The 24,119-nt window shown below is 72.1% G+C and carries 27 protein-coding genes; 13 read left to right on the top strand and 14 right to left on the bottom strand.

The window, feature by feature from the left end; translation table 11 throughout:
* Position 1: 1 nt before the first annotated feature.
* Positions 2–1,183, top strand: coding sequence for an acetoin utilization protein AcuC (locus tag GA0070561_RS13965; RefSeq protein WP_091400571.1), 1,182 nt, complete (start codon positions 2–4; stop codon positions 1,181–1,183).
* A gap of 24 nt (positions 1,184–1,207) precedes the next feature.
* A complete protein-coding gene (locus tag GA0070561_RS13970) occupies positions 1,208–3,763 on the top strand; it encodes a bifunctional acetate--CoA ligase family protein/GNAT family N-acetyltransferase (RefSeq protein ID WP_091400574.1) in 2,556 nt (851 codons plus the stop codon).
* 10 nt (positions 3,764–3,773) lie between these two features.
* Here GA0070561_RS13970 and GA0070561_RS13975 read toward each other — a convergent pair whose 3' ends face one another.
* From GA0070561_RS13975 to sigB, 4 genes are all read right to left on the bottom strand, one after another.
* Positions 3,774–4,181 carry a VOC family protein gene (locus GA0070561_RS13975; protein ID WP_091400577.1) on the bottom strand — a complete coding sequence of 136 codons (408 nt, stop codon included), beginning with the start codon at positions 4,179–4,181 and terminating at the stop codon, positions 3,774–3,776.
* Positions 4,178–4,627 carry an SRPBCC domain-containing protein gene (locus GA0070561_RS13980; RefSeq protein ID WP_091402063.1) on the bottom strand — a complete coding sequence of 150 codons (450 nt, stop codon included), beginning with the start codon at positions 4,625–4,627 and terminating at the stop codon, positions 4,178–4,180. Before GA0070561_RS13980 ends, GA0070561_RS13975 begins: the two co-directional genes overlap by 4 nt.
* 53 nt (positions 4,628–4,680) lie before the next feature.
* Positions 4,681–5,058, bottom strand: coding sequence for an ArsR/SmtB family transcription factor (locus tag GA0070561_RS13985; RefSeq protein WP_091402064.1), 378 nt, complete (start codon positions 5,056–5,058; stop codon positions 4,681–4,683).
* 124 nt (positions 5,059–5,182) lie between these two features.
* Entirely contained in the window at positions 5,183–6,199 is a 1,017-nt protein-coding gene (gene sigB, locus GA0070561_RS13990; protein ID WP_091400580.1) for an RNA polymerase sigma factor SigB, read from the bottom strand.
* A gap of 233 nt (positions 6,200–6,432) precedes the next feature.
* Between sigB and GA0070561_RS13995 the strand changes: the two genes are divergently transcribed.
* Positions 6,433–7,221 (top strand): sporulation protein, encoded by a 789-nt coding sequence (locus GA0070561_RS13995; protein WP_091402066.1) that lies wholly within the window; start codon positions 6,433–6,435, stop codon positions 7,219–7,221.
* 97 nt (positions 7,222–7,318) lie between these two features.
* On the opposite strand, the gene dtd is transcribed toward GA0070561_RS13995, so the two are convergent.
* On the bottom strand, positions 7,319–7,741 hold the full coding sequence (gene dtd / locus GA0070561_RS14000) for a D-aminoacyl-tRNA deacylase (protein ID WP_091400582.1): 423 nt from the start codon (positions 7,739–7,741) through the stop codon (positions 7,319–7,321).
* Positions 7,741–9,225 (bottom strand): DUF7782 domain-containing protein, encoded by a 1,485-nt coding sequence (locus GA0070561_RS14005; protein ID WP_181541221.1) that lies wholly within the window; start codon positions 9,223–9,225, stop codon positions 7,741–7,743. Before GA0070561_RS14005 ends, dtd begins: the two co-directional genes overlap by 1 nt.
* Before the next feature lie 95 nt (positions 9,226–9,320).
* Here GA0070561_RS14005 and GA0070561_RS14010 point away from each other — a divergent pair, with 95 nt between their 5' ends.
* On the top strand, positions 9,321–9,911 hold the full coding sequence (locus tag GA0070561_RS14010; protein ID WP_091400584.1) for an HhH-GPD-type base excision DNA repair protein: 591 nt from the start codon (positions 9,321–9,323) through the stop codon (positions 9,909–9,911).
* Between the two features lie 9 nt (positions 9,912–9,920).
* Here GA0070561_RS14010 and GA0070561_RS14015 read toward each other — a convergent pair whose 3' ends face one another.
* Together GA0070561_RS14015 and GA0070561_RS14020 are read right to left on the bottom strand one after the other, a co-directional pair.
* Positions 9,921–10,232: a hypothetical protein gene (locus GA0070561_RS14015; RefSeq protein ID WP_091400586.1), complete on the bottom strand. Its 312-nt coding sequence runs from the start codon at positions 10,230–10,232 to the stop codon at positions 9,921–9,923.
* Between the two features lie 17 nt (positions 10,233–10,249).
* On the bottom strand, positions 10,250–10,534 hold the full coding sequence (locus tag GA0070561_RS14020; RefSeq protein WP_030489374.1) for a hypothetical protein: 285 nt from the start codon (positions 10,532–10,534) through the stop codon (positions 10,250–10,252).
* Between the two features lie 104 nt (positions 10,535–10,638).
* Between GA0070561_RS14020 and GA0070561_RS14025 the strand changes: the two genes are divergently transcribed.
* Positions 10,639–10,998, top strand: a complete 360-nt coding sequence (locus GA0070561_RS14025) for a DUF3099 domain-containing protein (protein ID WP_181518647.1) — start codon at positions 10,639–10,641, stop codon at positions 10,996–10,998.
* 57 nt (positions 10,999–11,055) lie between these two features.
* Here GA0070561_RS14025 and GA0070561_RS14030 read toward each other — a convergent pair whose 3' ends face one another.
* Together GA0070561_RS14030 and GA0070561_RS14035 are read right to left on the bottom strand one after the other, a co-directional pair.
* Positions 11,056–11,955 carry a carbohydrate kinase family protein gene (locus GA0070561_RS14030; RefSeq protein WP_091400588.1) on the bottom strand — a complete coding sequence of 300 codons (900 nt, stop codon included), beginning with the start codon at positions 11,953–11,955 and terminating at the stop codon, positions 11,056–11,058.
* A complete protein-coding gene (locus GA0070561_RS14035) occupies positions 11,952–12,887 on the bottom strand; it encodes a pseudouridine-5'-phosphate glycosidase (protein ID WP_091400590.1) in 936 nt (311 codons plus the stop codon). Before GA0070561_RS14035 ends, GA0070561_RS14030 begins: the two co-directional genes overlap by 4 nt.
* An 88-nt stretch (positions 12,888–12,975) precedes the next feature.
* On the opposite strand from GA0070561_RS14035, the gene GA0070561_RS14040 reads away from it, so the two are divergent.
* The 3 genes from GA0070561_RS14040 to GA0070561_RS14050 all read left to right on the top strand — a co-directional run bounded on the left by GA0070561_RS14040 (position 12,976) and on the right by GA0070561_RS14050 (position 15,821).
* Positions 12,976–13,194, top strand: coding sequence for a DUF3039 domain-containing protein (locus GA0070561_RS14040; RefSeq protein WP_007456912.1), 219 nt, complete (start codon positions 12,976–12,978; stop codon positions 13,192–13,194).
* A gap of 40 nt (positions 13,195–13,234) precedes the next feature.
* The gene (locus GA0070561_RS14045; RefSeq protein ID WP_091400592.1) at positions 13,235–13,897 is read left to right on the top strand and encodes a trimeric intracellular cation channel family protein; all 663 of its coding nucleotides are present in this window, start codon (positions 13,235–13,237) and stop codon (positions 13,895–13,897) included.
* A gap of 190 nt (positions 13,898–14,087) precedes the next feature.
* Positions 14,088–15,821: a DEAD/DEAH box helicase gene (locus tag GA0070561_RS14050; protein ID WP_091400594.1), complete on the top strand. Its 1,734-nt coding sequence runs from the start codon at positions 14,088–14,090 to the stop codon at positions 15,819–15,821.
* A 345-nt stretch (positions 15,822–16,166) separates the two neighbouring features.
* On the opposite strand, the gene GA0070561_RS14055 is transcribed toward GA0070561_RS14050, so the two are convergent.
* Both GA0070561_RS14055 and GA0070561_RS14060 read right to left on the bottom strand, forming a co-directional pair.
* Complete coding sequence (locus GA0070561_RS14055) at positions 16,167–16,400, bottom strand: DUF7455 domain-containing protein (RefSeq protein WP_091402071.1); 234 nt, start codon at positions 16,398–16,400, stop codon at positions 16,167–16,169.
* Positions 16,401–16,645: 245 nt separating this feature from the next.
* Positions 16,646–18,250 carry an RNA polymerase sigma factor gene (locus tag GA0070561_RS14060; RefSeq protein WP_091400595.1) on the bottom strand — a complete coding sequence of 535 codons (1,605 nt, stop codon included), beginning with the start codon at positions 18,248–18,250 and terminating at the stop codon, positions 16,646–16,648.
* Between the two features lie 666 nt (positions 18,251–18,916).
* On the opposite strand from GA0070561_RS14060, the gene GA0070561_RS14065 reads away from it, so the two are divergent.
* A complete protein-coding gene (locus GA0070561_RS14065; RefSeq protein WP_091400597.1) occupies positions 18,917–19,735 on the top strand; it encodes an inositol monophosphatase family protein in 819 nt (272 codons plus the stop codon).
* Between the two features lie 165 nt (positions 19,736–19,900).
* On the opposite strand, the gene GA0070561_RS14070 is transcribed toward GA0070561_RS14065, so the two are convergent.
* Complete coding sequence (locus GA0070561_RS14070) at positions 19,901–20,413, bottom strand: LytR C-terminal domain-containing protein (protein WP_181539345.1); 513 nt, start codon at positions 20,411–20,413, stop codon at positions 19,901–19,903.
* A 432-nt stretch (positions 20,414–20,845) separates the two neighbouring features.
* On the opposite strand from GA0070561_RS14070, the gene GA0070561_RS14075 reads away from it, so the two are divergent.
* Complete coding sequence (locus tag GA0070561_RS14075) at positions 20,846–21,142, top strand: DUF4193 domain-containing protein (protein WP_007075406.1); 297 nt, start codon at positions 20,846–20,848, stop codon at positions 21,140–21,142.
* A gap of 119 nt (positions 21,143–21,261) precedes the next feature.
* Complete coding sequence (locus GA0070561_RS14080) at positions 21,262–22,140, top strand: hypothetical protein (RefSeq protein WP_244166223.1); 879 nt, start codon at positions 21,262–21,264, stop codon at positions 22,138–22,140.
* A 103-nt stretch (positions 22,141–22,243) separates the two neighbouring features.
* Here the strand turns inward: GA0070561_RS14080 and GA0070561_RS14085 are convergent, their stop codons facing one another.
* Positions 22,244–22,777, bottom strand: a complete 534-nt coding sequence (locus GA0070561_RS14085; RefSeq protein ID WP_425255896.1) for a DUF3093 domain-containing protein — start codon at positions 22,775–22,777, stop codon at positions 22,244–22,246.
* Positions 22,778–22,861: 84 nt separating this feature from the next.
* Between GA0070561_RS14085 and dut the strand changes: the two genes are divergently transcribed.
* Together dut and GA0070561_RS14095 are read left to right on the top strand one after the other, a co-directional pair.
* Positions 22,862–23,398 carry a dUTP diphosphatase gene (gene dut / locus GA0070561_RS14090; protein WP_091400603.1) on the top strand — a complete coding sequence of 179 codons (537 nt, stop codon included), beginning with the start codon at positions 22,862–22,864 and terminating at the stop codon, positions 23,396–23,398.
* Positions 23,399–23,423: 25 nt separating this feature from the next.
* Entirely contained in the window at positions 23,424–24,086 is a 663-nt protein-coding gene (locus tag GA0070561_RS14095) for a DUF3710 domain-containing protein (RefSeq protein ID WP_091400606.1), read from the top strand.
* Positions 24,087–24,119: the final 33 nt, after the last annotated feature.

The following is a 24,119-nucleotide window of genomic DNA, read 5'->3' on the forward strand; positions in this document are numbered from 1 at the left end:
CATGTCCGACGACACGGTGGTGGTGTGGGACGAGTCGCTGCTCGCCTACGACATGGGTGACCATCCACTCGACCCGGTCCGGGTGGAGCTGACCATCGCGCTCGCCCGCGAGCTGGGCATCCTGAATCGGCCCGGGGTGCGGATGGTCAAGCCGGAGCCCGCCGACGATGCCCTGCTCACCCGGGTGCACGCGCCGGCCTACCTCGCCGCGGTGCGCAACGCGCCACGCGACCCGCTCTTCGCCGGGTACGGGCTGGGCACCTCCGACAACCCGGTCTTCGAGGGTATGCACGAGTCCAGCGCGCTCATCGCCGGCGCGACGGTGGCCGCCGCCGAGGCGGTCTGGCGCGGCGACGCCCGGCGGGCGGTGAACGTGGCCGGTGGGCTGCACCACGCGATGTCCGCCCGAGCCTCCGGCTTCTGCGTCTACAACGACCCCGCGGTGGCCATCGCCCGCCTGCTCGACCTGGGCGCCGAGCGGATCGCGTACGTGGACGTCGACGTGCACCACGGCGACGGGGTGCAGGACATCTTCTGGAACGACCCGCGCGTGTTGACGGTCAGCGTGCACGAGACCCCGTTGGCGCTCTTCCCGGGCACGGGTTTCCCGGACGAGACGGGTGGGCCGGGTGCGCAGGGCACCGCTGTCAACATGCCGTTGCCACCCGGTGTCGAGGACAGCGGCTGGCAGCGCGCGTTCCACGCGATCGTGCCGTCGGTGCTGCGGGCGTTCCGGCCGCAGATACTGGTCAGCCAGTGCGGTGCCGACGGGCACCGACTGGATCCGCTCGCCGACCTGAACCTGACGGTGGACGGGCAGCGGGCCACCTACCTGGCGATGCGGGCGCTCGCCGACGAGTTGTGCGACGGCCGGTGGGTGGCCACCGGCGGCGGCGGGTACGCGCTCGTCGAGGTGGTGCCCCGGGCCTGGAGTCACCTGCTGGCCGTGGCCACCGGTGACCCGATCGACCCGGCCACCCTGACCCCACCCGCGTGGCGGGACCTGGTCGCCTCGCGAAGTCTGGGCCGGGAGGTGCCGCTGCGGATGACCGACGACGCCGACCCGTCGTACGAGCCGTGGCAGCCGACCGGCGAGCCGAACGCGGTGGACCGGGCGATCGCGGCCACCCGCAAGACGGTCTTCCCGCTGCTCGGGCTCGACCCGCACGATCCTCGGGACTGAGCCGGGCCGGGGGAGGGCGTTCCGGTGACGACCGTGGACCAGCCGGTGGACGTGCTGCTCAGCGATGGCAGCACGGTCCAGTTGCGACCTATCGACCCGGCCGACGCGCCGGGCATCGTGGCGATGCACAGCCGGTTCTCCGAGCGCACCCGCTACCTGCGGTACTTCTCGCCGTACCCGCGCATCCCGGAGCGGGATCTGATCCGCTTCGTCACCGTCGACCACCACGACCGGGAGGCGTTCGTGGTGCTGGCCGCCGACCAGATCGTCGCGGTCGGCCGGTACGAGCGGCTCGGCCCGCAGGCCCCCGAGGCGGAGGTGGCCTTCGTTGTGGAGGACGCCTACCAGGGGCGGGGGATCGGCTCGGTGCTGATGGAGCATCTGGCCGACGCGGCCCGCCGCAACGACATCATGAGCTTCGTCGCGGAGGTGCTACCGGCCAACGGGACGATGCTGCGGGTCTTCGCCGACTTCGGCTACCAGGTCCAGCGCGAGTACGCCGACGGCGTGGTCCACCTGAGTTTCCCCATCGCGCCCACCGAGGCCAGCCTGGAGGTGCAGCGCGGCCGGGAGCACCGCACCGAGGCGCGGTCGATCGCCCGGCTGCTCGCTCCGCGCGGCATCGTCGTCTACGGCGCCAGCGCCACTGGCCAGGGCGTCGGCGCGGCGGTGCTCGGGCACCTGCGTGACGGCGGGTTCACCGGTGCGGTGGTGCCGGTGCATCCGAGCGCGTCGACAGTGGCGGGCCTGCCCGCGTACCCGTCGGCGGTTGACGCCGGAGCGCCGGTGGACCTGGCGGTGGTGGCGGTCCCACCGGAGGCGGCGACAGCGGTGGTCGCCGACGCAGCCGCCGCGGGGGTGCACGGCCTGGTGGTCATCTCGGCCGGCTTCGCCGAGGCCGGCGGCGAGGGCGCGGCCACCCAGCGGGCGCTGGTCCGCGCGGCGCACGCGGCCGGGATGCGGGTCGTCGGCCCGAACTGCCTGGGCGTGGCCAACACCGACCCGACGGTACGCCTCAACGCCACCCTCGCCCCGGCCTTGCCGCCGGCCGGCCGGGTCGGCATCTTCAGTCAGTCGGGTGCGTTCGGGGTGGCGCTGCTCGCCGAGGCGGACCGGCGGGGCCTCGGGCTGTCCAGCTTCGTCTCGGCCGGCAACCGGGCCGACGTCTCCGGCAACGACCTGCTGCAGTACTGGCAGGACGACCCCGGCACCGATGTGATCATGCTCTACCTGGAGACCTTCGGGAACCCGCGCAAGTTCGCCCGGTTGGCCCGACGGATCGGCCGTGCCAAACCGGTCGTCGCGCTCGCCTCGCCGGCCCGCCCGCCCGGGGTCGGTGACGCCGCCGGGCCGGACGAGGTGGCGGTGGCGGCGCTCTTCGCCCAGTCCGGGGTGATCCGGGTGGACACCGTGCCGGAGTTGCTCGACGTGGGTGTGCTGCTGGCCAACCAGCCGTTGCCGGCCGGCGGCCGGGTCGGTGTGGTCGGCAACTCCTCGGCCCTCACCGGGCTCGCCGCGACCGCCTGCGTCGGGCAGGGCCTGAGCGTGGCCGACGGTTATCCCCGCGACGTCGGGCCGAGCGCCGGTGCCGTCGAGTTCGCCGCCGCGCTCGCCGAGACGGCCGCCGACGAACGGGTGGATGCCCTGGTGGTGGTCTTCGCCCCGCCGCTACCCGGCCAGCTGACCGAGGTGGACGCCGACGTGACCGCCGCACTGCCGGCCGCCCTCGCGCTGGGCAAGCCGACCGTGGCGACGTTCCTGGTCGGGCGGCTGCCCCCGGGGGTGCCGGCGTACGGCGGCGTGGAGGAGGCGGTCCGCGCTCTCGCCCGCGCGCACCGGTACGCCGAGTGGCTTCGCCGCCCGCCCGGGGTGGCACCGGAGCTGCCCGACCTCGATCGGGCTGCCGCGCAGGCCGCGCTCCGGGCCGAGGCCACCGACCCGGGTGCGCTGCTGGCCGCGTACGGCATCGACGTGGTGGCCTCGGTGTCCGTCGACTCGGTCGACGCCGCGGTCGACGCGGCGGCGCGGCTGGGCTTCCCGGTGGCGCTCAAGGCGGCCGCCCCCGGGCTGCGGCACCGGCTCGACCTCGGCGCGGTCCGGCTGGACCTGCCCGACGAGCAGACCCTCCGCCGGGCGTACGCCGACCTGGCGGCGAGCTTCGGCGCGGACGCGCTGGTCCAGCCGATGGTCCCGCCCGGCGTGGCCTGCGTGGTGGAGGTGGTGGAAGACCCCGCGTTCGGGCCGGTGGTCGGCTTCGGTCTGGGCGGGGTCGCCACCGAGCTGCTCGGCGATCGGGCCTGGCGGGCGGTGCCGCTGACCGACCGGGACGCGGCCGAGCTGGTCGACGAGCCTCGGGCGGCGCCGCTGCTGCGCGGGCACCGGGGGGCCGCGCCGGTCGACCGGGCGGCCCTGGCCGATCTGCTGCTGCGGGTGGGTCAGCTCGCCGACGAACAGCCCCGGGTGCGCTCGCTGACCCTCAACCCGGTGCTCGCCCGCCCGGATGGCATCTCGATCCTGCACGCGCAGGTAGGGGTGGGTGGCGTGGTCGCCCGCCCGGACACCGGCCCCCGCCGCCTGTGAGCGTGCCCGGTCAGGCGCGGCTGGAGATCTGCTGGACGCCCCAGGTGTTGCCGTCCGGGTCGGCGAAGAAGACGAAGCCGACGTTGTCCAGCGGATCCGGCACCGGCCGGGGGTTCTGACCGACCACCTGGATCTCGCTGACCTCCACACCCCGCTCGACCAGCTCCTCGTGGGCCCGCTTCAGGTCGGGCACCACCAGTTGCAGGCCCTTGAGTGAGCCGGGCGGCATCTCCGGGATGACGCCCTTACCGATCACGATCGAGCAGCCCGAGCCGAGCGGCGTCAGCTGGACGATGCGCGCGTCGTCATTGATCACCGTGTCGTGGTCCACAGCGAAGCCGAGTTGGTCGGCGTAGAACTTCTTCGACCGCTCCACATCGGAGACCGGCACGATCACCACTTCCAGTGTCCAGTTCATGGGTGCTCTTCCTTTGTCGTCGTTGTTGAGTGCAGCAGGTCGGCCAGTCGGGTGAAGCTCTGCCCGACGCCCCGCGCCATCGGGTAGCGCAGCACGATGTTCCGCCCCTCTGCGGTGGCGTAGAGCAGCGTGGTGGTGACTGTCGTTCGCCCGGCCACCTCAAAGAACTCGTGGCTGACCAGCGTCTCGCCCGGATAGGACTGGTCGTCGAAGCGTTCGGTGCAGACCAGCCGGTGCGGTGGCTCGATCTGCCGGTAGACCCCAGCCTGGACCATCCGGGCACCCTCCGGGCCCTGCGACACGAACCGCCACCGTCCACCGATCCGCAGGTCGACGTCGCACTCCGTCAGCCTCCACCCGCGCGCGCCGTACCACCGGGCCAGCAGTTCGGGTCGGGTGAAGGCGGCGAACACCAGGCGCGCCGGTGCCTCGAACAGCCGGCTCATCACGATCTCCCGATCACCCTGGATGTGGACGACGAGCGGATCGTCGACGTTGGTCAACCGCCCGTTCCGTTCGGTCTGGCGGGCCGACGCTCGGTGCCGGTGGGGTCGACGGACTGGAGTTCGTCGAGCAGTACGTCGAGGCGTTGGTAGCTCTCCGCCCAGTAGTCGCGGTAGTCGGCGAGCCAGGCCGTCGCCTCCCGCAGCGGGCGGGCCTCCAGTCGGCACGGTCGGCGCTGGGCGTCCCGCCCCCGGCTGACGAGGCCAGCGCGTTCCAGCACCTTGAGGTGCTTGGAGATGGCCGGCTGGCTCATCGCGAAGGGTGCTGCCAGCTCTGTCACGGTCGCCTCCCCGGCCGCGAGCCGGGCGAGGATGGCCCGCCGGGTCGGGTCGGCCAGCGCCGCGAAGGTCGCGTCCAGCAGTTCGGTGCCCACCACTCATAACCTCCTGGTTTTATAACCACATGGTTTCTATCGTGGATGGGGTCACCGGTCAAGCGCTTCGACAGCACGGAAGGCCCCGGCGAACCGCCAGGGCCTTCCGTGGGAACCGGGTGCGTCAGCAGGCGTACGCCTCCAGGCGCTGGGCCCGCTCCGGGGCGCGCAGCTTCAGCAGCGTCACCTTCTCGATCTGCCGGATCCGCTCCCGGGACAGGCCGAACTCCCGGCCGACCTCGTCCAGGGTGCGCTGGCGGCCGTCGTCCAGGCCGAACCGGAGGCGGATGACCGCCTGCTCCCGCTGGGACAGAGTGGAGAGCACGATGCTGACCTCGTTGCGCAGCTCGCCCTGGGCGGCGGCGTCGCCCGGCTCGGTGCGCGGGTCCACCGAGGCCACGAAGTCGCCGAGCGCGCTCTCCCCGTCGTCGCCGACGGCCTGGTCCAGGCTGACCGGTTCCCGGTCGTAGGAGATCAGCTCGATGACCTGGATCTCGGGGATCTCCAGTGCGCGGGCCACCTCGGCGACCGTCGGTTCGCGGCCCAGCGTCACCGCCAGTTCGCGGCGGGCCCGAACCATCCGGTTGACCTGCTCGACCATGTGCACGGGGATGCGGATGGTGCGGGCCTGGTCGGCCATGGCGCGGGTGATGGCCTGTCGGATCCACCAGGTGGCGTACGTGGAGAACTTGTAGCCCTTGGCGTAGTCGAACTTCTCCACCGCCCGGATCAGACCGAGGTTGCCCTCCTGGATCAGGTCGAGAAACGCCATGCCACGGCCGGTGTAGCGCTTGGCGATGCTGACCACCAGCCGCAGGTTCGCCTCCAACAGGTGGTCCTTGGCCGCCCGACCCTCCGCGACGATCAGCTCCAGGTCGGCTCGCAGCTCCGCGGAGACCGGGGTGCAGGTGGCCAGCTTCTCGTCGGCGAACAGGCCGGCCTCGATGCGCCGGGCCAGGTCGACCTCCTGCGCGGCGGTCAGCAGCTTCGTCCGGCCGATTCCGTTGAGGTAGGCCCGGACCAGGTCGGTGGAGATGCCGCGCTCGTCGGTGGCGTCCAGGTCGACCAGGGCCTCGGGGGCCCCGTCGGTGTCGGTCGTGGTGGCCGGGCGCGTCCGGTGTTCCGTCATCTGAAGGACCATCTCTGTCTCTCCCCGTTTCCACGTCGGTGCCGTGTTCCCGGCCCAGTGGTGCCGGTGTGAACAACAGCTTGGCGGGCGGGGCGTAAAACGGGAGTGAGGCGATCGGGCACCCGACAGGAATCGCGTCGGATCGCTGGTGCGGTGTGTCACCGGAGTGTGTGGTTGCCCGCCCCGGCTACGTTGCGGACGGCCGGCCACCTCTGGTCGGCCGGAAACGACAGTTGGAGGACGGTGTGGTCTTCAAGCGGCTCATGAAGGCGATGGGCGTCGGTGGTCCGTCGGTGGAGACGGTGCTGGCCAACGCGAACTGCCGCCCGGGCGGCCAGCTGGAGGGCCGGATCCAGGTGCTGGGCGGCGACCACCAGGTCGACATCGACCACGTCGCTCTCGGCCTGGTCACCCGGGTCGAGGTGGAGAGCGGCGACAACGACTACGACACCACTCAGGAGTTCCACCGCCAGCAGGTCACCGGCGCGTTCCGGCTGGAGCCGGGGCAGCGCTACGACCTCCCGTTCCGCTTCGACGTGCCGTGGGAGACACCGGTCACCGAGCTGTACGGGCAGCACCTGCACGGAATGACCATGGGCCTGCGTACCGAGCTGGAGGTCGCCCGCGCGGTCGACAAGGGCGACCTGGACGCCGTGTCGGTGCACCCGCTGCCGGCGCAGGAGCGACTGCTGGACGCGCTGCTACGGCTGGGCTTCCGGTTCGCACGCGCCGATGTGGAGCGTGGTCACATCTACGGCGTACGCCAGACGTTGCCGTTCTACCAGGAGATCGAGTTCAGCCCGGCACCGCAGTACGCTCGCTCGATCAACCAGTTGGAGGTCACCTTCATCGCCGACGCGCAGCAGATGCAGGTGGTGCTGGAGGTCGACAAGCGCGGCGGTGTCTTCACCGAGGGCCGGGACGCCTTCGGCCGGTTCACTGTCGACCACGCCACCGCCGACCGCACCGACTGGACCGCCGAACTCGACAACTGGCTCCGCCAGTCCCTGACTCGCCGAGGCCTCTTCTCCTAACCCGCCCCGCACCCCCACCAGCCAACCCCGGTGATCAAGAGATTTGCGTCAGGACCCGGGCTCGAGATGACGCAAACCTCTTGATCACCGCTGCTGGTTAGAGGTCCAGGAGGAGGGTTTGGGGGCCGATGTTGGTGCTCTCCACCAGCATGTGGGTGCGGAAGCGACCGGTCTCCACCTTCGCTCCTCGTTCGCGTAGGGCGTCGACCACCGCTGTCACCAGTGGCTCGGCGACCTCGGCGGGGGCGGCGGCGGTCCAGCTTGGTCGGCGGCCCTTGCGGACGTCGCCGTACAGGGTGAACTGGCTGACCACCAGGATCGGCGCGCCGGTGTCGGCGGCGGACCGCTCACCGTCCAGGATGCGTACCTCGTGCACCTTGCGGGCCATCGTCTGAGCGGTCTCCGCGGTGTCGGTGTGGGTCACGCCGAGCAGCACCAGCAGGCCGTTCTCGATGGCACCGACCACCTCGTCGCCCACCGTCACGCTGGCCCGCCCGACGGTCTGCACCACCGCCCGCATCAGGCGCTCACCGGCTCGATGAAGCCGCGCTCCACCAGGTGCGCCACGATCGGGCCGGCCGCCTCGGCCATCTCGTCGGGCTCGACGTCGTGCGCGGCGGCGAGCAGGGCGAGCTGGTCACGCAGCGGCAGCCGGCCGTCGGCGCCACCGACCAGCGCCAGCACCAGCGGGTCGATCTCCTCGGTCCAGCGCAGGCCGTGCGGCATCGCGAGGACCTGCCGGTCCACCCCCCAGCCCTCGTCGCCCATGGTGGCCTCCTGCCGCAGCTGGAGGCCCTCGGCGGCCCGGTAGCGCTCGGCGAGCAACGCCTCGGTGTCGCGTACCCGGAGAAAGTCCTGGCGGTCGAACCAGGCGGCGACCTGGTCGCCCAGCGGTGGCTGCACCCGCTGGCGCAGATCCTCCACCCGGACCACCGGGTCGGCGTGCCCGCTCCGACGCAGTGACACGATGCCGAAGCCGATGCCCTCCACCTTGTGCGCGTCGAACCAGTCCAGCCAGGCGGCCATCCGCTGCGGGTCGGCGGTCTCGCCGACGTCGGTGAGCCACAGGTCGACGTACGCCATCGGGTCGGCCACCTCGCGCTGGATCACCCAGGCGTCCAGGCCGGTCCCGGCGAACCAGCCGGCCACCCGCTCGTCCCACTCCTCGCCGGCGACGTGCACCCAGTTCGCCAGGTACTGCATGGTGCCGCCCTCGGTGAGCAGGCCCGGAGCGGCGGCGGCCAGTTCGGCGCCGATCGCGTCACCGACCCGGCCGGAGTCGCGGTACACGTGCGTGGTCGTGCCCGGGCCGACCACGAACGGTGGGTTGCTCACCACCAGGTCGAACCGCCGGCCGGCCACCGGGGCGACCAGGTCGCCGCGGAGCAGCTCCCAGTCCTGACCGTTGAGGGCGGCGGTGGTCGCGGCGAAGCGCAGCGCCCGCTCGGAGAGGTCGGTGGCGGTCACCGACCTGGCGTGGGTGCCCAGGTGCAGGGCCTGGATGCCGGAGCCGGTGCCCAGGTCCAGTGCGGTGTCGACCGGCCGGCGCATGGTCGCGCCGATCAGGGTGTGGGTCGCCCCGCCGACGCCGAGGACGTGCTCGGCGTGCAACGGGCGGCCCGGGCGGGCGCTGGCCGGCACGTCGGCGAGCACCCACCAGTCCTCGCCGTACGGCTCCAGGTCGATGCCGGCCCGCAGGCCGTCGCCGTACCGCTCGACCAGCCCGCCGGCCAGGGCCTCGGCCAGGCTCAGTGGCGCCAGCGCGGCGGTCACCGCCGCCTCCGACTCGGTCTGGGCGCAGATGAACACCCGGATCAGGGTGCCGAGCGGGTCGCCGTCCCCGGTGGCCAGCAGCGCGGCCCGGTAGTCGTTGCGGGCGACCGCCGCGGTCGCCTGGGCGCCCAGCCGCTCGGCGATGCCGTGACTGGTGAATCCGGTCCGGGTCAGTGCGCTGCGCAGCGCGTCGACGCCGGCGGGGGAGAGCAGCATGTCGTGTTCGTCCACCCCGACATCCTGCCTCCCGTCGTGTCCCGGATCAGCGTCACCCGCCGGAAGGTGTCGGAGCGTCGGTGTCCGCCCGGCTCGGTACGCCAGGCAGGATGGTCCGCATGACGCTTGTCCTGCCCATCGACCCGGAGGCCAACCGGCTGCTGGAGCGCAGCCCGCTGGCCCTGCTGGTCGGCATGGTTCTTGATCAACAGGTGCCGATGGAGAAGGCGTTCTCGTCGCCGTACGTGCTCCAGCAGCGGCTCGGCCATGAGCTGGACGCGGCGGAGCTGGCCGGGTACGACCCGGAGGCCCTGGTCGCGCTCTTCGCCCAGCCGCCCGCGTTGCACCGGTTTCCCAAGGCCATGGCGGCCCGGGTGCAGGAGGTCTGCCAGGTGCTGGTGGAGCGCTACGACGGTGACGCGGCGCTGCTCTGGACCGAGGTCGCCGACGGGCCCGAGCTGCTGCGCCGGGTCTCCGCGCTGCCCGGCTTCGGCAAGCAGAAGGCACAGATCTTCGTGGCCCTGCTCGGCAAGCGGTTCGGGGTGACCCCGCAGGACTGGCGGAAGGCAGCCGGAGACTACGGCGACCCGGGCGCGTACCGGTCGGTGGCCGACGTCACCGACGCCGATTCGCTGCGTCGGGTGCGGGAGTTCAAGCAGCAGATGAAGGCGGCGGCCAAGGCGAAGACGACCGGCGGCTGAGCCGTCTGCTCAGGCGGCGGTGGGGTGCGCCAGCGAGGCCAGCGCGCGCCGGACGTCGGCCAGCGAGACGGTCGCCGAGTCGTCCAGGTCGGCCAGGCCGGCCTCGATCCACTGGCGCATCAGCGTGGTGACCCCGATGCCCCGGGCGTCGGCGGCGGCGCGAACCCGCTCGTAGGTGTCCAGTGGCAGCCGCACCGAGCGGCTCACCATCGGCACGTCGCTGTCGGGGGTGGGCAGCTCCGCCGCCGGGCTCTCGTCGATCAGCTCGGCGATTCGCTCGCCGCCGTCGTGGAACTGCTTGGTCGCGTCGTTACGGTGCATCGTCACGGCCTCCTCGTCTACCGAGATCTCCGCACGGCCTCGTCGTAGCGCTTGGACTCGACGTCGCTCAACTCGCGGGCGGAGAGAATGTCCCAGTCGTTGTCGGTGCCATCGGCCTCGGCGAGCAGCACCGCCAGCCGGCGGCCCCGACGGGCGGCGGCGTAGACCACCATCACGTCGTCACCCAGATGACGGATGACCCGTCGGGCGCTGTGCAGCGCCTCCCAGACTTCCCCGGGTGTGACGTCGTAGACCCTCAGGTTGGCCAACGCCTCGTCGGTGAAGCTGAACCTGCTGCCCACATCTCGGAGCGTACCACGGGCGTAACACGCGGCGGGATGAGTCGAAGTTCGCTGATCACGGACCTGCGGTGACAGGATGAGGCGTAACCCCCTCGAGGAGGTCCATGGTGAAGCGTCAGGCGTACCAGCCGATTCTGATCACCGACGCCTCGCGCAGCCAGGGCGATCAGCTCAACAGCCGTCAGCGCCGCTATGTCCTGATGATGGGCATCCGGGTGGCCTGCATCATCGTCGGCGCGATCCTGGTCGGTGCGAACGCCCCACTGCTCTGGCTCTGGCTGCCGTTGTGCGCCCTCGGCATGGTGCTCATTCCCTGGCTGGCCGTGCTGCTGGCCAACGACCGGCCGCCGAAGGAAGAGCACCGGCTGGCCAACCGGTTCCACCGCCGGCACACGGACGACACCCCGCCGATGAGCCTCACCGCCGAGGAGCGCCCACACAAGGTCATCGACGTCGAACCCTGACCCGCGAACGGGCCAGGGTTCGATCCGTCCCGACCGCGCCAGGCCCGGCGCCGGCCGCTACGCCTGCGGCCGAGCCCCGGCCGTGGAGACGGCCAGCGCGCCCAGGTCGGTGGCGCGGCTCAGTGCCGCGGTCGGGGTGGCACCGGCGAGCCACGCGGTGAGCAGACCGGCCGCGAAGGCGTCGCCCGCGCCAGTGACGTCCACCACCGCCACCCGGCTGGCCGGAGCCACGCAGACCGGCGTGGTGCGGTCCACCCAGACCGCGCCGGCCGCGCCGCGCTTCACCACCACCCGCCGAGCCGTCGCGGACAGCGCCCGCCCCTGCGCCGCCGGGTCCAGCCCGCCGGCCAGCACCGTGGCCTCGTCCGCGTTGACCAGGAGCAGGTCGATGTCGCGTACCCAACCCAGGAACGCCGCCGCGCCGACCCGCCGCAACGGCGCCGCGGAGGCCGCGTCGACGCTGATGGTGAGCCCGCGCTCGCGGGCGGCGGCCAACGCCCGCAGCCCCGCGCCGCGCGACTCCGCGTCCAACAGGGTGTACGCGGACAGGTGCAGATGCCCAGCGCCGGGCGCCGCCGCGAGGGCCTGCTCGACGTGCGCGGCGCTCAGCCGCAGGTTCGCGCCCCGCTGGCTGACCATGGTGCGCTCGTCGTCGGCGGCCAACACGATGACAGTGCCGGTCGGGGCGCCCTCGACCCGCTCGATGGCGCAGTCGACGCCCGCCCGCTCCAGCTCGGCCACCCGGTCCCGCCCGGCGTCGTCGTCACCGACGGCGCCGACGAGCGTGACGTCCACCCGCTGCGCGGCGATCCAGGCGGCGGTGTTGGCCGCCTGACCGCCGCCGCCGAGACTGATCGCGGCCCCGGTGTCCGAGCCGGCCGCGAGCGGCCCGGACAACACGGCGACCACATCGGTGATCACGTCCCCGACGACGACCACCCGGGCCGGTCGGGTCATGCCGGGACGGCGGTGCCGCGGGCCACCGAGGCGACCGCGATCCGCGCGGCCAGGTCGGCGTTGCGCAGGATGATCCGAACGTTCACCGCCAGGCTCGCGCCCTCGGTGGCCGAGTGGAAGTGCGCGAGCAGGTACGGGGTGACGGCCTTTCCGGTGATCCCGTCCCGCTCCAGCAGGGCGAGGCCCTCGGTGAGCGTCCGGTCGTGCAGCTCCGGGTCGAGCTGCTCGTCGACCGGCAGCGGGTTCGCGATGAGCAGCCCGCCGGTGTGCAGGGCGTGCTCGTCCCGGGCGGCGAGCACGGCGGCGACCTGCTCCGGCGAGTCCACCGACCAGTCCAGGTCGAAGCCGGCGTCGGTGAGGTAGAAGCCGGGGAACCGGCGGGTGCGGTAACCGACCACCGCGACCCCGAGGGTCTCCAGCCGCTCCAGCGTCGCCCCCACGTCGAGGATCGACTTGACCCCGGCGCAGACCACCGCGATCGGGGTCTGCGCCAGGGTGACCAGGTCCGCCGACTCGTCGAAGGTGTGTGCGGCCTCCCGGTGCACCCCACCCAGCCCGCCCGTGGCGAACACGCCGATGCCGGCGGCGGCGGCCACCGCGCTGGTCGCGGCGACCGTGGTCGCGCCGTCCGCGCCGGTCGCGGCAGCCACCGCGAGGTCGCGGACGGAGAGCTTCGTCACCCCGTCGACGGTGGCCAGCCGGGTCAGCTGCGCGTCGTCCAGGCCGACCACCAGCTCGCCGGCGATCATGCCGATCGTCGCCGGAACGGCCCCGGCGTCCCGAACCGTTCGCTCGATCTCCCTGGCCACCCGCAGGTTCTCCGGTCGGGGCAGACCGTGCGAGACGATGGTGCTCTCCAGCGCGACGACGGGCCGGCCGTCGCGCAGGGCTACGGCGACCTCGGTGCCGTAGCTGATGCGAAAGTCAGTCACACGGGCACCGTACGGGGTGGGGCCTCGGCCGGCCTCAAGTGGACCCGGCCATGATGACCTGCCAAACTTGTCGGTTGGAGGTGCAGACGTGAGCACAGAGGTTCTCGAGCGTCCGGAGCTGAAGGACGCCGACACCGGTCCCGAGATGTTCCACTACGTCCGCAAGGAGAAGATCGCCGAGAGCGCCGTCATGGGCACTTTCGTCGTCGCTCTCTGCGGCGAGACCTTCCCGGTCACCAAGGCGGCCAAGCCGGGTTCACCGGTCTGCCCCAAGTGCAAGGAGATCTACGACTCGTACCGTGAGTGAACCTCGGCCGGTGCTCTGGCCGGCGACGTAGCCTGCGGCGGTGACCACCTCCACCGCCCTGCTCCTCGCCGACCTGACCGGGGTGGCGGTGTTCGCCGCGTCCGGGGCCTCGGCGGCGGTGGCCAAGCGGCTGGACCTGTTCGGTGTCGCGTTCGTCGGCTTCGTGGCCGCCCTCGGCGGTGGGATCTTCCGGGACCTGGTCATCGACGAGGTGCCGCCGCTGGCCTTCGCCGACTGGCGGTACGCGGCCACCGCCGCGATCACCGCGCTCGCCGTCTTCTGGCTGCACCCGCAACTGGTCCGACTGCGCACCACCGTGCTGGTGCTGGACGCGGCCGGCCTGGCGCTGTTCACCGTCACCGGCACGCTCAAGGCGCTCGACGCCCGGGTGCCGGCCGTCGGTGCCTGCCTGATCGGCATGCTCACCGCGATCGGCGGCGGGCTCGGCCGCGACCTGCTCACCGCCGAGATCCCCGTCGTGCTGCGCCGGGAGATCTACGCGCTGGCCGCACTGGCCGGTTCGGTCCTGGTGGTGCTGCTGTACGTCACCGGGCAGACCGGGCCCGCGCCGCTCACCGCCGCCGCCGTCCTGGTCTTCGGGCTGCGCCTGATCGCGCTGCGTCGACGCTGGTCCGCGCCGGTGGCCACGCTGCGCCCGCCCCGCGCCGACGGGGCGGATCCACGCACCGACCGGGAGTGGTGAGACGCTCGGGCCGCTGTTCGGTCGGGTGCGGGATTGTGACCAGCGTGGCGTCGCCTGGGCCCGACGGCCCGTGCTGGTTATGCTGAGTCGGCCTTCGCGGCAGCTTCTGCGCGGAGGCGTTTTCATGGGCGGCGGATCCTCGTGGCCCTCGCCCGGGGTCCGCCATCGTGCGGTCGGAGAGGAGCTTCGCGTGGCAGCCCGGACGCCGGTGCTCGAGACGTTCCCGGCGCTACGCGCCTGGCAGCGCAAGGCGCTGGTGGAGTACCTGCGTCGCCGTAGCGAGGACTTCACCGCGGTCGCCACGCCCGGCGCCGGCAAGACCACCTTCGCCCTGCGGATCGCGGCCGAGTTGCTCGGTGACGGCACCGTGGAGGCGGTCACCGTGGTCGCCCCGACCGAGCACCTGAAGAACCAGTGGGCAGACGCTGCGGCCCGGGTGGGCATCCAACTCGACGCCGCCTTCCGCAACGCCGACCTGCACTCCGCGGCCGACTTCCACGGCGCGGTGGTCACCTACGCGCAGGTGGGGATGGCCCCGCAGGTGCACCGGCGACGCACCATGACCCGGCGCACCCTGGTCATCCTCGACGAGATCCACCACGCCGGCGACTCCCGGTCCTGGGGCGACGGCGTGAAGAACGCCTTCGAACCCGCCGTACGCCGGCTGATGCTCACCGGGACGCCGTTCCGCTCCGACGACAACCCGATCCCGTTCGTCAGCTACGAGCGGGGCGGAGACGGGCTGCTGCGCTCCCGCGCCGACTCGGTGTACGGCTACTCCGACGCGCTGCGCGACGGCGTTGTCCGGCCGGTGCTCTTCCTGGCGTACTCCGGGGAGACCCGCTGGCGTACCAACGCGGGGGAGGAGCTGGCGGCCCGGCTGGGCGAGCCGATGACCCAGGACCTGGTGGCCCAGGCGTGGCGCACCGCCCTGGACCCGGCCGGCGACTGGATGCCACAGGTGCTGCGGGCCGCCGACGCCCGACTCACCGTGCTGCGCAACGCGGGCATGGCCGACGCCGGTGGTCTGATCATCGCCACGGACCAGCAGACCGCCCGCTCGTACGCCAAGCTGATCGAGCAGGTGACCGGCGAGAAGGCCGCCGTGGTGCTCTCCGACGACCAGGGTGCGTCCGCCCGGATCGCGACGTTCGCGGCGTCCGACCAGCGGTGGCTGGTCGCGGTGCGGATGGTGTCCGAGGGGGTCGACATCCCGCGACTGGCGGTCGGGGTCTACGCCACCAGCGCCAGTACGCCGCTCTACTTCGCCCAGGCGATCGGCCGGTTCGTGCGGGCCCGCCGACCCGGGGAGACCGCGTCGGTGTTCCTGCCCAGCGTGCCGCACCTGCTCGGGTTGGCCAGCGAGATGGAGACCGAGCGCGACCACGTCCTCGGTAAACCCAAGGAAGCCGACGGTTTCGACGACGACCTGTTGGAACGCGCGCAGCGCGACGACCAGGCCAGCGGGGAGCTGGAAAAGCGGTTCGCGGCGCTCTCGGCCACCGCCGAGCTGGACCAGGTGATCTTCGACGGCGCGTCCTTCGGCACCGCGGCCCAGGCCGGCACCCCCGAGGAAGAGGAATACCTCGGCCTGCCCGGTCTGCTCACCGCCGACCAGGTTTCGCTGCTGCTGACCAAGCGCCAGGCCGCACAGCTCGCCGCCCAACGCCGTCGTACGGCCGACGGGGCCGCTCAGCCGGCCGCTGCGGCCACGGCAGCGCCACCCGCACCCATGAGCGCCGCCCAGCGTCGCGTGGCCCTCCGGCGCCAACTGAACGCTCTGGTGGCCGCCCGACACCACCGCACCGGTCAGCCGCACGGCAAGATCCATGCCGAGCTGCGCCGGCTCTGCGGCGGGCCGCCGAGCGCCCAGGCCACCATCGAGCAGCTTGAGGAACGCATCGCCACCGTGCAGACCCTCTAGACCCGCCCGGCTCCAGAGCCCGCCCAGCTCTAGACCCGCTCGGTCTCCGGACCCGCCCAGCCCCAGCTGGCTGGCTGGGGCGCCGAGGATTGCCTGCCCGGGACGGCCCCGGATGGCCTCTGCGGGGTGTCTAGGGTCAAGATCGCGCAATATCCGGGATGTAGTGGCATCGGCGCGTCGGTGAGGCCACTACATCCTGGTTTGAGCACGATCTTGGCGCGGGGCGCGGGGCGCGGGGCGCGGGGCGCGGGGCGCGGGGCGCGGGGCGCGGGGCGCGTCGGACAGATAAAAGTCGGCCGGAGGCACCCTCGGGGTGCCTCCGGCCGACTATGTCGGTTTGCGGATTTAGTTCGCCATCAGATCGGCGCCTCGCCAGCTGAAATCGGGCTCCGTTGCGAACCGCTCGGTGATCTTCACGAGATCCTCCGCGTACTTGTTCGCGTGGTGCCCGCAGAACACCAGCTCGCTCCCACCCGCCAGAGTGATCCGGAGCTTCCCGGCAGCATTGCAGCGGTCGCACCGTTCATCGGCGGCTGGGGGAGCCGCCGTCACGGGCGGCGGCGTGAGGGTCGGGGTCATCGCCTTCCTCCTCTGGTCGTCACCGATGAACAATCTCTTCGGTCGTTGCTCACCTATCGTGCAACACCCTTACTAGGCACTGCCTTCCCTGTGTGCCCGCGGGGGACCGAGGTCACACCTGGAAGGGACAGTGTGCCGTGCACCCAGGGTGCCACGTCAACGATCACATTCGTGCATCCGGACGATCACCATCTGGTGTTGCACACCAGGTGGTCAAAACGACACGTTCGGTTGACGAAACCCGCTCAGTCCAGGTAATCCCGGAGGACCTGCGACCGGGACGGGTGACGCAGCTTGGACATCGTCTTGGACTCGATCTGCCGGATCCGCTCCCGGGTCACCCCGTAGACCTGGCCGATCTCGTCGAGCGTCCGGGGCTGGCCGTCGGTCAGGCCGAAGCGCAGGCGTACCACACCCGCCTCACGCTCGGAGAGCGTCTGCAGCACCTGCTGGAGCTGGTCCTGCAGGAGGGAGAACGAGACCGCGTCGACCGCGACCACGGCCTCGGAGTCCTCGATGAAGTCGCCGAGCTGGCTGTCGCCCTCGTCGCCGATGGTCTGGTCCAGTGAGATGGGCTCCCGAGCGTACTGCTGGATCTCCAGCACCTTCTCGGGTGTGATGTCCATCTCCTTGGCCAGCTCCTCCGGAGTGGGCTCGCGGCCCAGGTCCTGGAGCAGCTCACGCTGTATGCGGCCGAGCTTGTTGATGACCTCGACCATGTGCACCGGGATGCGGATGGTGCGGGCCTGGTCGGCCATGGCGCGGGTGATGGCCTGTCGGATCCACCAGGTGGCGTACGTGGAGAACTTGTAGCCCTTGGTGTAGTCGAACTTCTCCACGGCCCGGATCAGACCGAGGTTGCCCTCCTGGATCAGGTCGAGGAAGGCCATGCCACGGCCCGTGTAGCGCTTGGCCAGCGACACCACCAGTCGGAGGTTCGCCTCCAGGAGGTGGTTCTTGGCCCGCTCGCCGTCGCGGGAGATCCAGCCCAGGTCGCGGACCATCTCCCGGACGAGCTTCTCCTCGCCCTCGTCGGCAGCCCGCAGCCGCTCGGCGGCGTAGAGCCCGGCCTCGATCCGCTTGGCCAGCTCCACCTCCTGCTCGGCGTTGAGCAGCGGAACCTTGCCGATCTGCTTCAGGTACGCCCGGACGGAGTCGGCGGAGGCGGTCAGCTCGGCGTCACGTCGCGCCTGCTTGAGTGCCTCGGACTCCTCGTCGTCCCACTCGAAGTCGTTGTCGGTCGCCGAGGCGGCGGCGTCGGTCTCGGCGGCCTGGGCCAGCTCGGCCGGCTCCTCGACCACCACGTCCTCGATCGCGGCGGCCAGCTCCTCCGGGTCGATCTCGCCCTCGGCGCCCTCGCCCTTGGCCTTGCCGCCAGCCTTGGTCGGCTTGGCCCCGGCAGCCGCGGCCACCGTCGCCTTGGTGGCTCGGGTCGACTTGGTCGCCTTCGCCGGCGTCGCCGTGGCGGCCTCGGTGCCGGTCGCCTTGCGGGCGGCCACCTTGCGCGGGGCCGACGTCGCCGGGGCGTCGTCGCCGGCGGGCGCCTGCTTCGGGGCCGGCGCGGCGGCCTTCTTGGTGGTCTTGGCGGTGGTGGCCCGGGACGCTGGCGTGGTCGAGCGGGCCGCGGCGACGCGGCGGCGGGTGCTCGCCGAGCCGTCCACCACGACGGTCACTCCCGCCTCGGAGAGCGCCCGCAGGATCTTCTTGGCCTGGGCCGGAGTCACCTCGGCGGACTCGACGGTGCGCGCGAGCTGAGCCGACGTGAGCTGACCACCGGCGCTCTGCGCGTGGGCGATCAGGGTGTCGGTGAGCGAGCGAACGTCGGCGCCGGGCTGGCGGGGTTCTGTCACGAATGACCTTCCGGAGGCGAAGAGCGGGCACGGCGGGTTCGTCCAGCGCAGCGAGGGTTACCGTGCCGGGCGATGTGGTTGAGGGACCCTCGTGTCACGGTCCGGCCGGTGGTCGGCGGTCCGTGCCCCGTGGGCAGGGGTGAATTGTAACGCCGTCTGCGGCGATCATCCTGCTCCGCACCGCGTACCGCCGGTGGGGACCGTCGGTGGGGCGGAGATATGGGCTTCGCGGTAATGATAGCCGCGCGGCCGGCGAAGGGCTTCCGTCGTCGAGCCCGCTGGCGCGCAGATCGTGTCCGAACTGCCGTTTGAGCAGGCAGTACGAGGTCAACGTGGCGGTTGCGAGGGTGCGCGTGTGGATCACCGAGGTCGCTGTCGGTCCGGCCGGTGGCGTCCCCACCAGGTCGCGGTTGGGCAACGGTTGTGAGCCGAGCATGGACGGGGCGGTAAGCACTTAAGCGACATTACCAACCGAAAGGGGCATATTGGCGGAGGTCGGCCGCTCAAGCTGCGACGGCGTGCGGGTGCGCCCACCTCGCAGCGGATCCCAGGCGCCGAAGATCCTGGTCTGGTGCCGTCGTGCGGCGTCGGGAACGATGATCTTCGGAAGCCGGGTCGGTAGTTTCACCCACCCACATGCACCCGGAGTGCGGAAAGAGGCGAATCATGACCAACTCGGCCACGACACCGTCGGAGCTGCTGACCATCGCGGTGGAGGTGGCTCGGGACGCGGCGGACACCGCGTACCGGATGCGCGCCGAGGGGGTCGTCGTCGCCGCCACCAAGAGCACCGTCACCGACGTGGTCACCGCCGCCGACCGGGCGGTGGAGCGGCAGATCCTCGACGCGTTGGCCGCACTTCGCCCGGACGACTCCGTGCTGGGTGAGGAGTACGGCGAGGGAGCTGCCGGCGCGACGCGCAGCGGTGTGCGCTGGATCGTCGACCCGATCGACGGCACTGTGAACTACCTGTACGGACTGCCGCACTCCGCGGTCTCGCTGGCCGCCGAGGTGGACGGGGTGGTGGTTGCCGGCGTGGTGCGCAACGTGAGCACCGGCGAGCAATGGACCGCCACAGCCGGCGGTGGGGCCTGGCGCGACGGTGTCCGGCTGCGGTGCTCCGGCGAGGTCGATCTGGGCCAGGCGCTGGTCGGCACCGGCTTCGGCTACGACGCCAGCCGTCGGGCGCACCAGGCGCAGGTGGTGGCCGGGCTGATCGCACACGTACGGGACATCCGCCGGCTCGGCGCCGCGGCTCTGGACCTCTGTCTGGTCGCCGAGGGGCGGCTCGACGCGTACTTCGAGAAGGGTCTTGCGGCCTGGGACCTGGCGGCTGGCGGGCTGGTGGCCGCCGAGGCGGGGGTGCGGGTCGCCGGCCTGGCCGGTCGGCCGCCAGGGCCGGATCTGGTGGTCGCGGCCCCGCCCGCGCTCTTCGCGCCGTTGCACGACCGGTTGGCCGCGCTGGACGCCGCCGGCGGCCCCTGACCGGCGGACCAGGTCTGCCGGCTTCGAGCGCCCGGCTCCGGCCTTCTGAGCGGCTGGTTCGAGCCTTTGAGCGGCCGGCTCCGGCCTTTTGAGCGGGTGCCTCTGGTCGGCGGACCAGGTTGGTGCCGGTCGCCGACCTGGCGCTGCGGTGGGCCGCTTACGCCGTCACTTGGCGGGTGGGGACGGGCAGGAGCCCTTGGGGGCCTCCGGCGGACCCGAGTCGCCGAGCGACTGGTTGACCTCGGTCGTGGTGGCGAGCTGCTGGAAGTTGTTGCCCAGCACCACGTCCACGATGTCGTCGGTGCGCTTCGGGTCGTAGCCCGGAGTGGCGTTGTTGAGGAAGTACGCCTGGAGCAGGTGCGCGGACCCGACGCCCTTCGGGCCGTACCGCAGCACCGCGACGCTGTTCACCTTCTTCTCGTTCCCGGTCTTCTTGACCTGGAACTGTCGGTTGCTGAACTCATCGGCGACGGTGTGGGCGAGGCCGGGCTGATCCGTGGCGTTGAACACGTTGATCTTGACGTCTTTGCGCTCGCGCAGGGTCAGATCCGCCAACGGCCAGCCCTCGGGGCAACCCGCCGCGGTGCCCACGTTGCCCTGGCTGTCGCGGACCACGGCCACGACGACGAAGACCAGGGCGATGATCGCCAGCAGGCCGACGACGACGAGTGCTCGCACGCGCGCAAAACTCATCAGGGCACTCCCCGGACCTCAGTGGGTGGTGGCGGCCAGGAACGATCGCTCAGGCCGCCGGCCGTCGAATACGCCGCTGAGGTTAACGGTTGTCCGGCCGTCGCGTGGAAACAGCCCGACATGCCGGCGCGCCGACCGCGAACCGGGTACTACTACCCCTATCTTCGTGTCGCCTGAATCACATTGGGAACAACTTCGCGTGCGGGGGCGTACATCTCAGCCGCAAGGGCGGTATACATGCCTCGCCCAAGGGGGGGTAAGGTTCCGCGCTCGCAGGGGAGTCGCCCCGGCGAGCTCGACCCGTTCGGTCCTCGGGTCGGGTGCCCGACACAAGTGGTGGCCGGCCAGCGGAACCGAAACAGCGTCGTCCGGCGTTACAACCGGAAGCGACAACATCGATATGGGAGAGTGAAACCGATGGCCACCGACTACGACGCCCCGCGTCGCGACGAGGTCGACCTCGGCGAGGACAGCCTGGAAGAGCTCAAGGCACGGCGCGTCGACTCACAGTCGGGCGCGGTGGACGTCGACGAGGCCGAGGTGGCCGAGAGCTTTGAGCTGCCCGGTGCCGATCTGGCCGACGAGGAGCTCACGGTCAAGGTGCTTCCGATGCAGCAGGACGAGTTCCGGTGCGCCCGCTGCTTCCTGGTCCACCACCGTAGCCAGCTGGCGGTCGAGCGTAACGGCGAGCTGATCTGCCGCGAGTGCGTCTGACAACCACAACAACACCGGCGGCGGCCTCCTGAACGGGGTCGCCGCTGCCGGTGTAGGCATGCGGCAGCGGTGGGTACCTGCTTGACTCGTAGCGGGTAGCCACAGCACCGGGAGGTCCGATGAGCGATCGAGGCGGCACCACCGATGGCGGCACGGACGGCCTCGGCGCCACCCGTGCCACGGATGACCTTGATGCCGCCCGTGGCGCGGATGACCCGGGTGCCGCCCGTGGCGCGGAAGACCTCGGTGCCACCGTCGCGGCGTTGACCGCGGACGACATCGCGCCGGCCCGACGCCGTCAACTGCTGACCCGGATGGTCGGGCAGGCCCGTGCCCGGGGCATCTCCGACCTGTTCAAGCCGCGCGCCGCCGTGCGGTGGATGGTCGACACCGTCACCGAGATCGCCCCACACGTGCCCGTACGGGACCTGGACACGCTGCGCCAGCACTTCCCCGGCCTGGACGACGCCGCCCTGGCCGATCGGCTCATCCGTAACGCGTCGAGGACCACCGCCGCGATCGGCGCGGCCGGTGGGGGCGTCGCCGCCGTCGAGTGGGCGGTGGCCCCGACCCTGCTCTCCGCGCCGGTGCTGCTCGCCGCCGAGACCGTGGCCGTGGTGGCGGTGGAGCTGAAACTCGTCGGCGAACTGCACGAGATCCACGGCGTGGCACTACCGGCCGCCGGCAGCCAACGGGCGGTCGCGCTGGTGCACTCCTGGGCCACTCAACGCGGCGTCAACCCGATGGTGCCCGGCGTGGGAGTGGGAGCGGTGCTCGGCACCGCCGCCCGCAAGGAGTTGCGGGACATGCTGCTGCGGCGTTTTGGTCGCAACCTCACCACGCTCGGGCCATTCCTGACCGGCGCGGCGGTGGCCAGCTTCCTCAACCGCCGGGCCACCCAGCAGATGGCCGACCAACTCCAGGTCGACCTGCGTCGGCGGGGCATCGCCCGGCCCGCGCCACCGGCGGCCCTCCCGGGCCCACCGACCGGCACCTGAGCAGGCCCTCGCCGTCTCTTGACCGACCCATGCCGTCGGACCGGCTCCTGCGCGGGCCCATGCCGTCGTGGACCGGCTCCTGAGCCAGGCCTTCGGCGTCGGGTCAGCCCGGCTCGCCCGGCGTCGGGTGGGTAGCCGCGAGGGCGTCCCGCGCGCTCAGCACCGCCTCGGCCAGCTCGACCGGGTGGCGGGTGCTCACCACCCAGAACGGGGTCGGATCCGCGGGATCGTCGAGGATCACCTGCACGGCGCCGCCGATCCACGGTCGCTGCACCACGAAGGCGAGCGGGTCCGCGCCGACGCCGAGCACCTCACGTCGGCCGGCCACGTCCAGTGGCACCACGTCGGCCACGAAACGGACCGGCAGGCGGGCGTCGTCCACCCGCAGCTCGGCGTCGGCCACCCCGACCCGGATCCGGCCCAGCCACCACAGCCCGACGGCGGTGAGCGGCACCAGCACGGCGAACGGCAGCCAGGCGCGGACGCCGGAGGCACCCATCCAGATCTCGACGGCCAGCAACGCGGCTGCCACCAGCCCGGCCAGCCACAGCCACCAGGGCAGATCCAGCCGCTCGGTGTACGCCGAGCGGGCGGCGACCGGCGGCTGATCGGCGGACGGGGAGGGCGACATGCTCACTCCTGCGAGGGTACGGCGCACGGCAGCTCGACGAACCGGCAGGATGGCAGGGTCACCCCGCGAACCGGACGGAAGAGGGGACCCGTGACCGACGTCGTACCCGTGCCCGTGCAGCTGCTCGACCCGGAGCTGCCGTTGCCCACGTACGCCCATCCCGGCGACGCCGGGGCCGACCTGGTGGCGGCCGCGGACGTGGAGCTGCCACCCGGCGGCCGTGCCCTGGTGCCCACCGGCGTGGCCATCGCGCTGCCGGAGGGGTACGTGGGACTGGTCCATCCCCGCTCCGGTCTGGCGGCCAGGCTCGGCGTGACGGTGCTCAACGCGCCCGGTACGGTCGACGCCGGCTACCGGGGTGAGATCCTGGTCAACCTGATCAATCATGATCGGGATGTGCCGGCGAAGATCTCCCGCGGCGATCGGATCGCGCAGCTCGTGGTCCAGCAGGTCGCGCGGGCGCGGTTCGAGCCGGTGGTCGAGCTGCCCGCGTCCCGGCGCGGGACCGGTGGGCACGGGTCCACCGGTGGGCACGCCGGGCTGGTGCCGTCGCCGACGGGCCAGGACCGGGTCGAGCGGCGGCCGAGCGAGCCGGGCCGCGGGCAGACGGAAGAGGTGGCAGGGTGAGTGTGAACAGCGGAGGGCAGGCGCAGTGATCTTCTCCCGAAAGCGGGCCGACGCGGAGCGGCAGACCCGTGACGAGCGGGCCACCCAGGTCCCGGACCAGGGCGACGCGACGCCGACGCTGGAGCGCGGCCCGTACGACATCTCCGAGAGCTACGACGACGTGCAGCGACTCGATCTGGGCAGCCTGCACATCCCGGCGATCGCCGACGTCGAGGTGCGGGTGCAGGCCGACCCGCAGGGTGTGGTCCAGCAGGTGGTGCTGGTGCACGGTGACAACGCGCTCCAGTTGGGCGTCTTCGCCGCCCCCCGGTCCGAGGGGATCTGGGACGAGGTGCGCGAGGAGATCCGGCAGTCGCTGCTCCGCGACGGCGCGAGCGCGCAGGAGGTCGCCGGCGAGTACGGCCCGGAGCTGCACGCCCAGGTGAACACCCCGGACGGCCCGACGAACCTGCGGTTCGTCGGAATCGACGGGCCGCGCTGGATGGTCCGGGGCGTGTTCCAGGGTCCGGTGGCCACCGACCCGGCCATGGCCGGGCCGCTCGTCGAGTGCCTGGACGGCCTGGTGGTCGACCGTGGGCAGGAGGCGAAGCCGGTCCGCGAGCCGCTGCCGCTACGGCTGCCTCGGGAGATCGCCGACCAGGCCGAGGCCGAGGCGGGCGACGCCGCCGCCGCGCCGCGGCAGGTCTGACCCGCGCGCACCGGCCCGCCGGAACCAGCCCCG

The organism is Micromonospora saelicesensis (assembly GCF_900091575.1).
In the GTDB taxonomy this organism is placed as follows: domain Bacteria; phylum Actinomycetota; class Actinomycetes; order Mycobacteriales; family Micromonosporaceae; genus Micromonospora; species Micromonospora saelicesensis.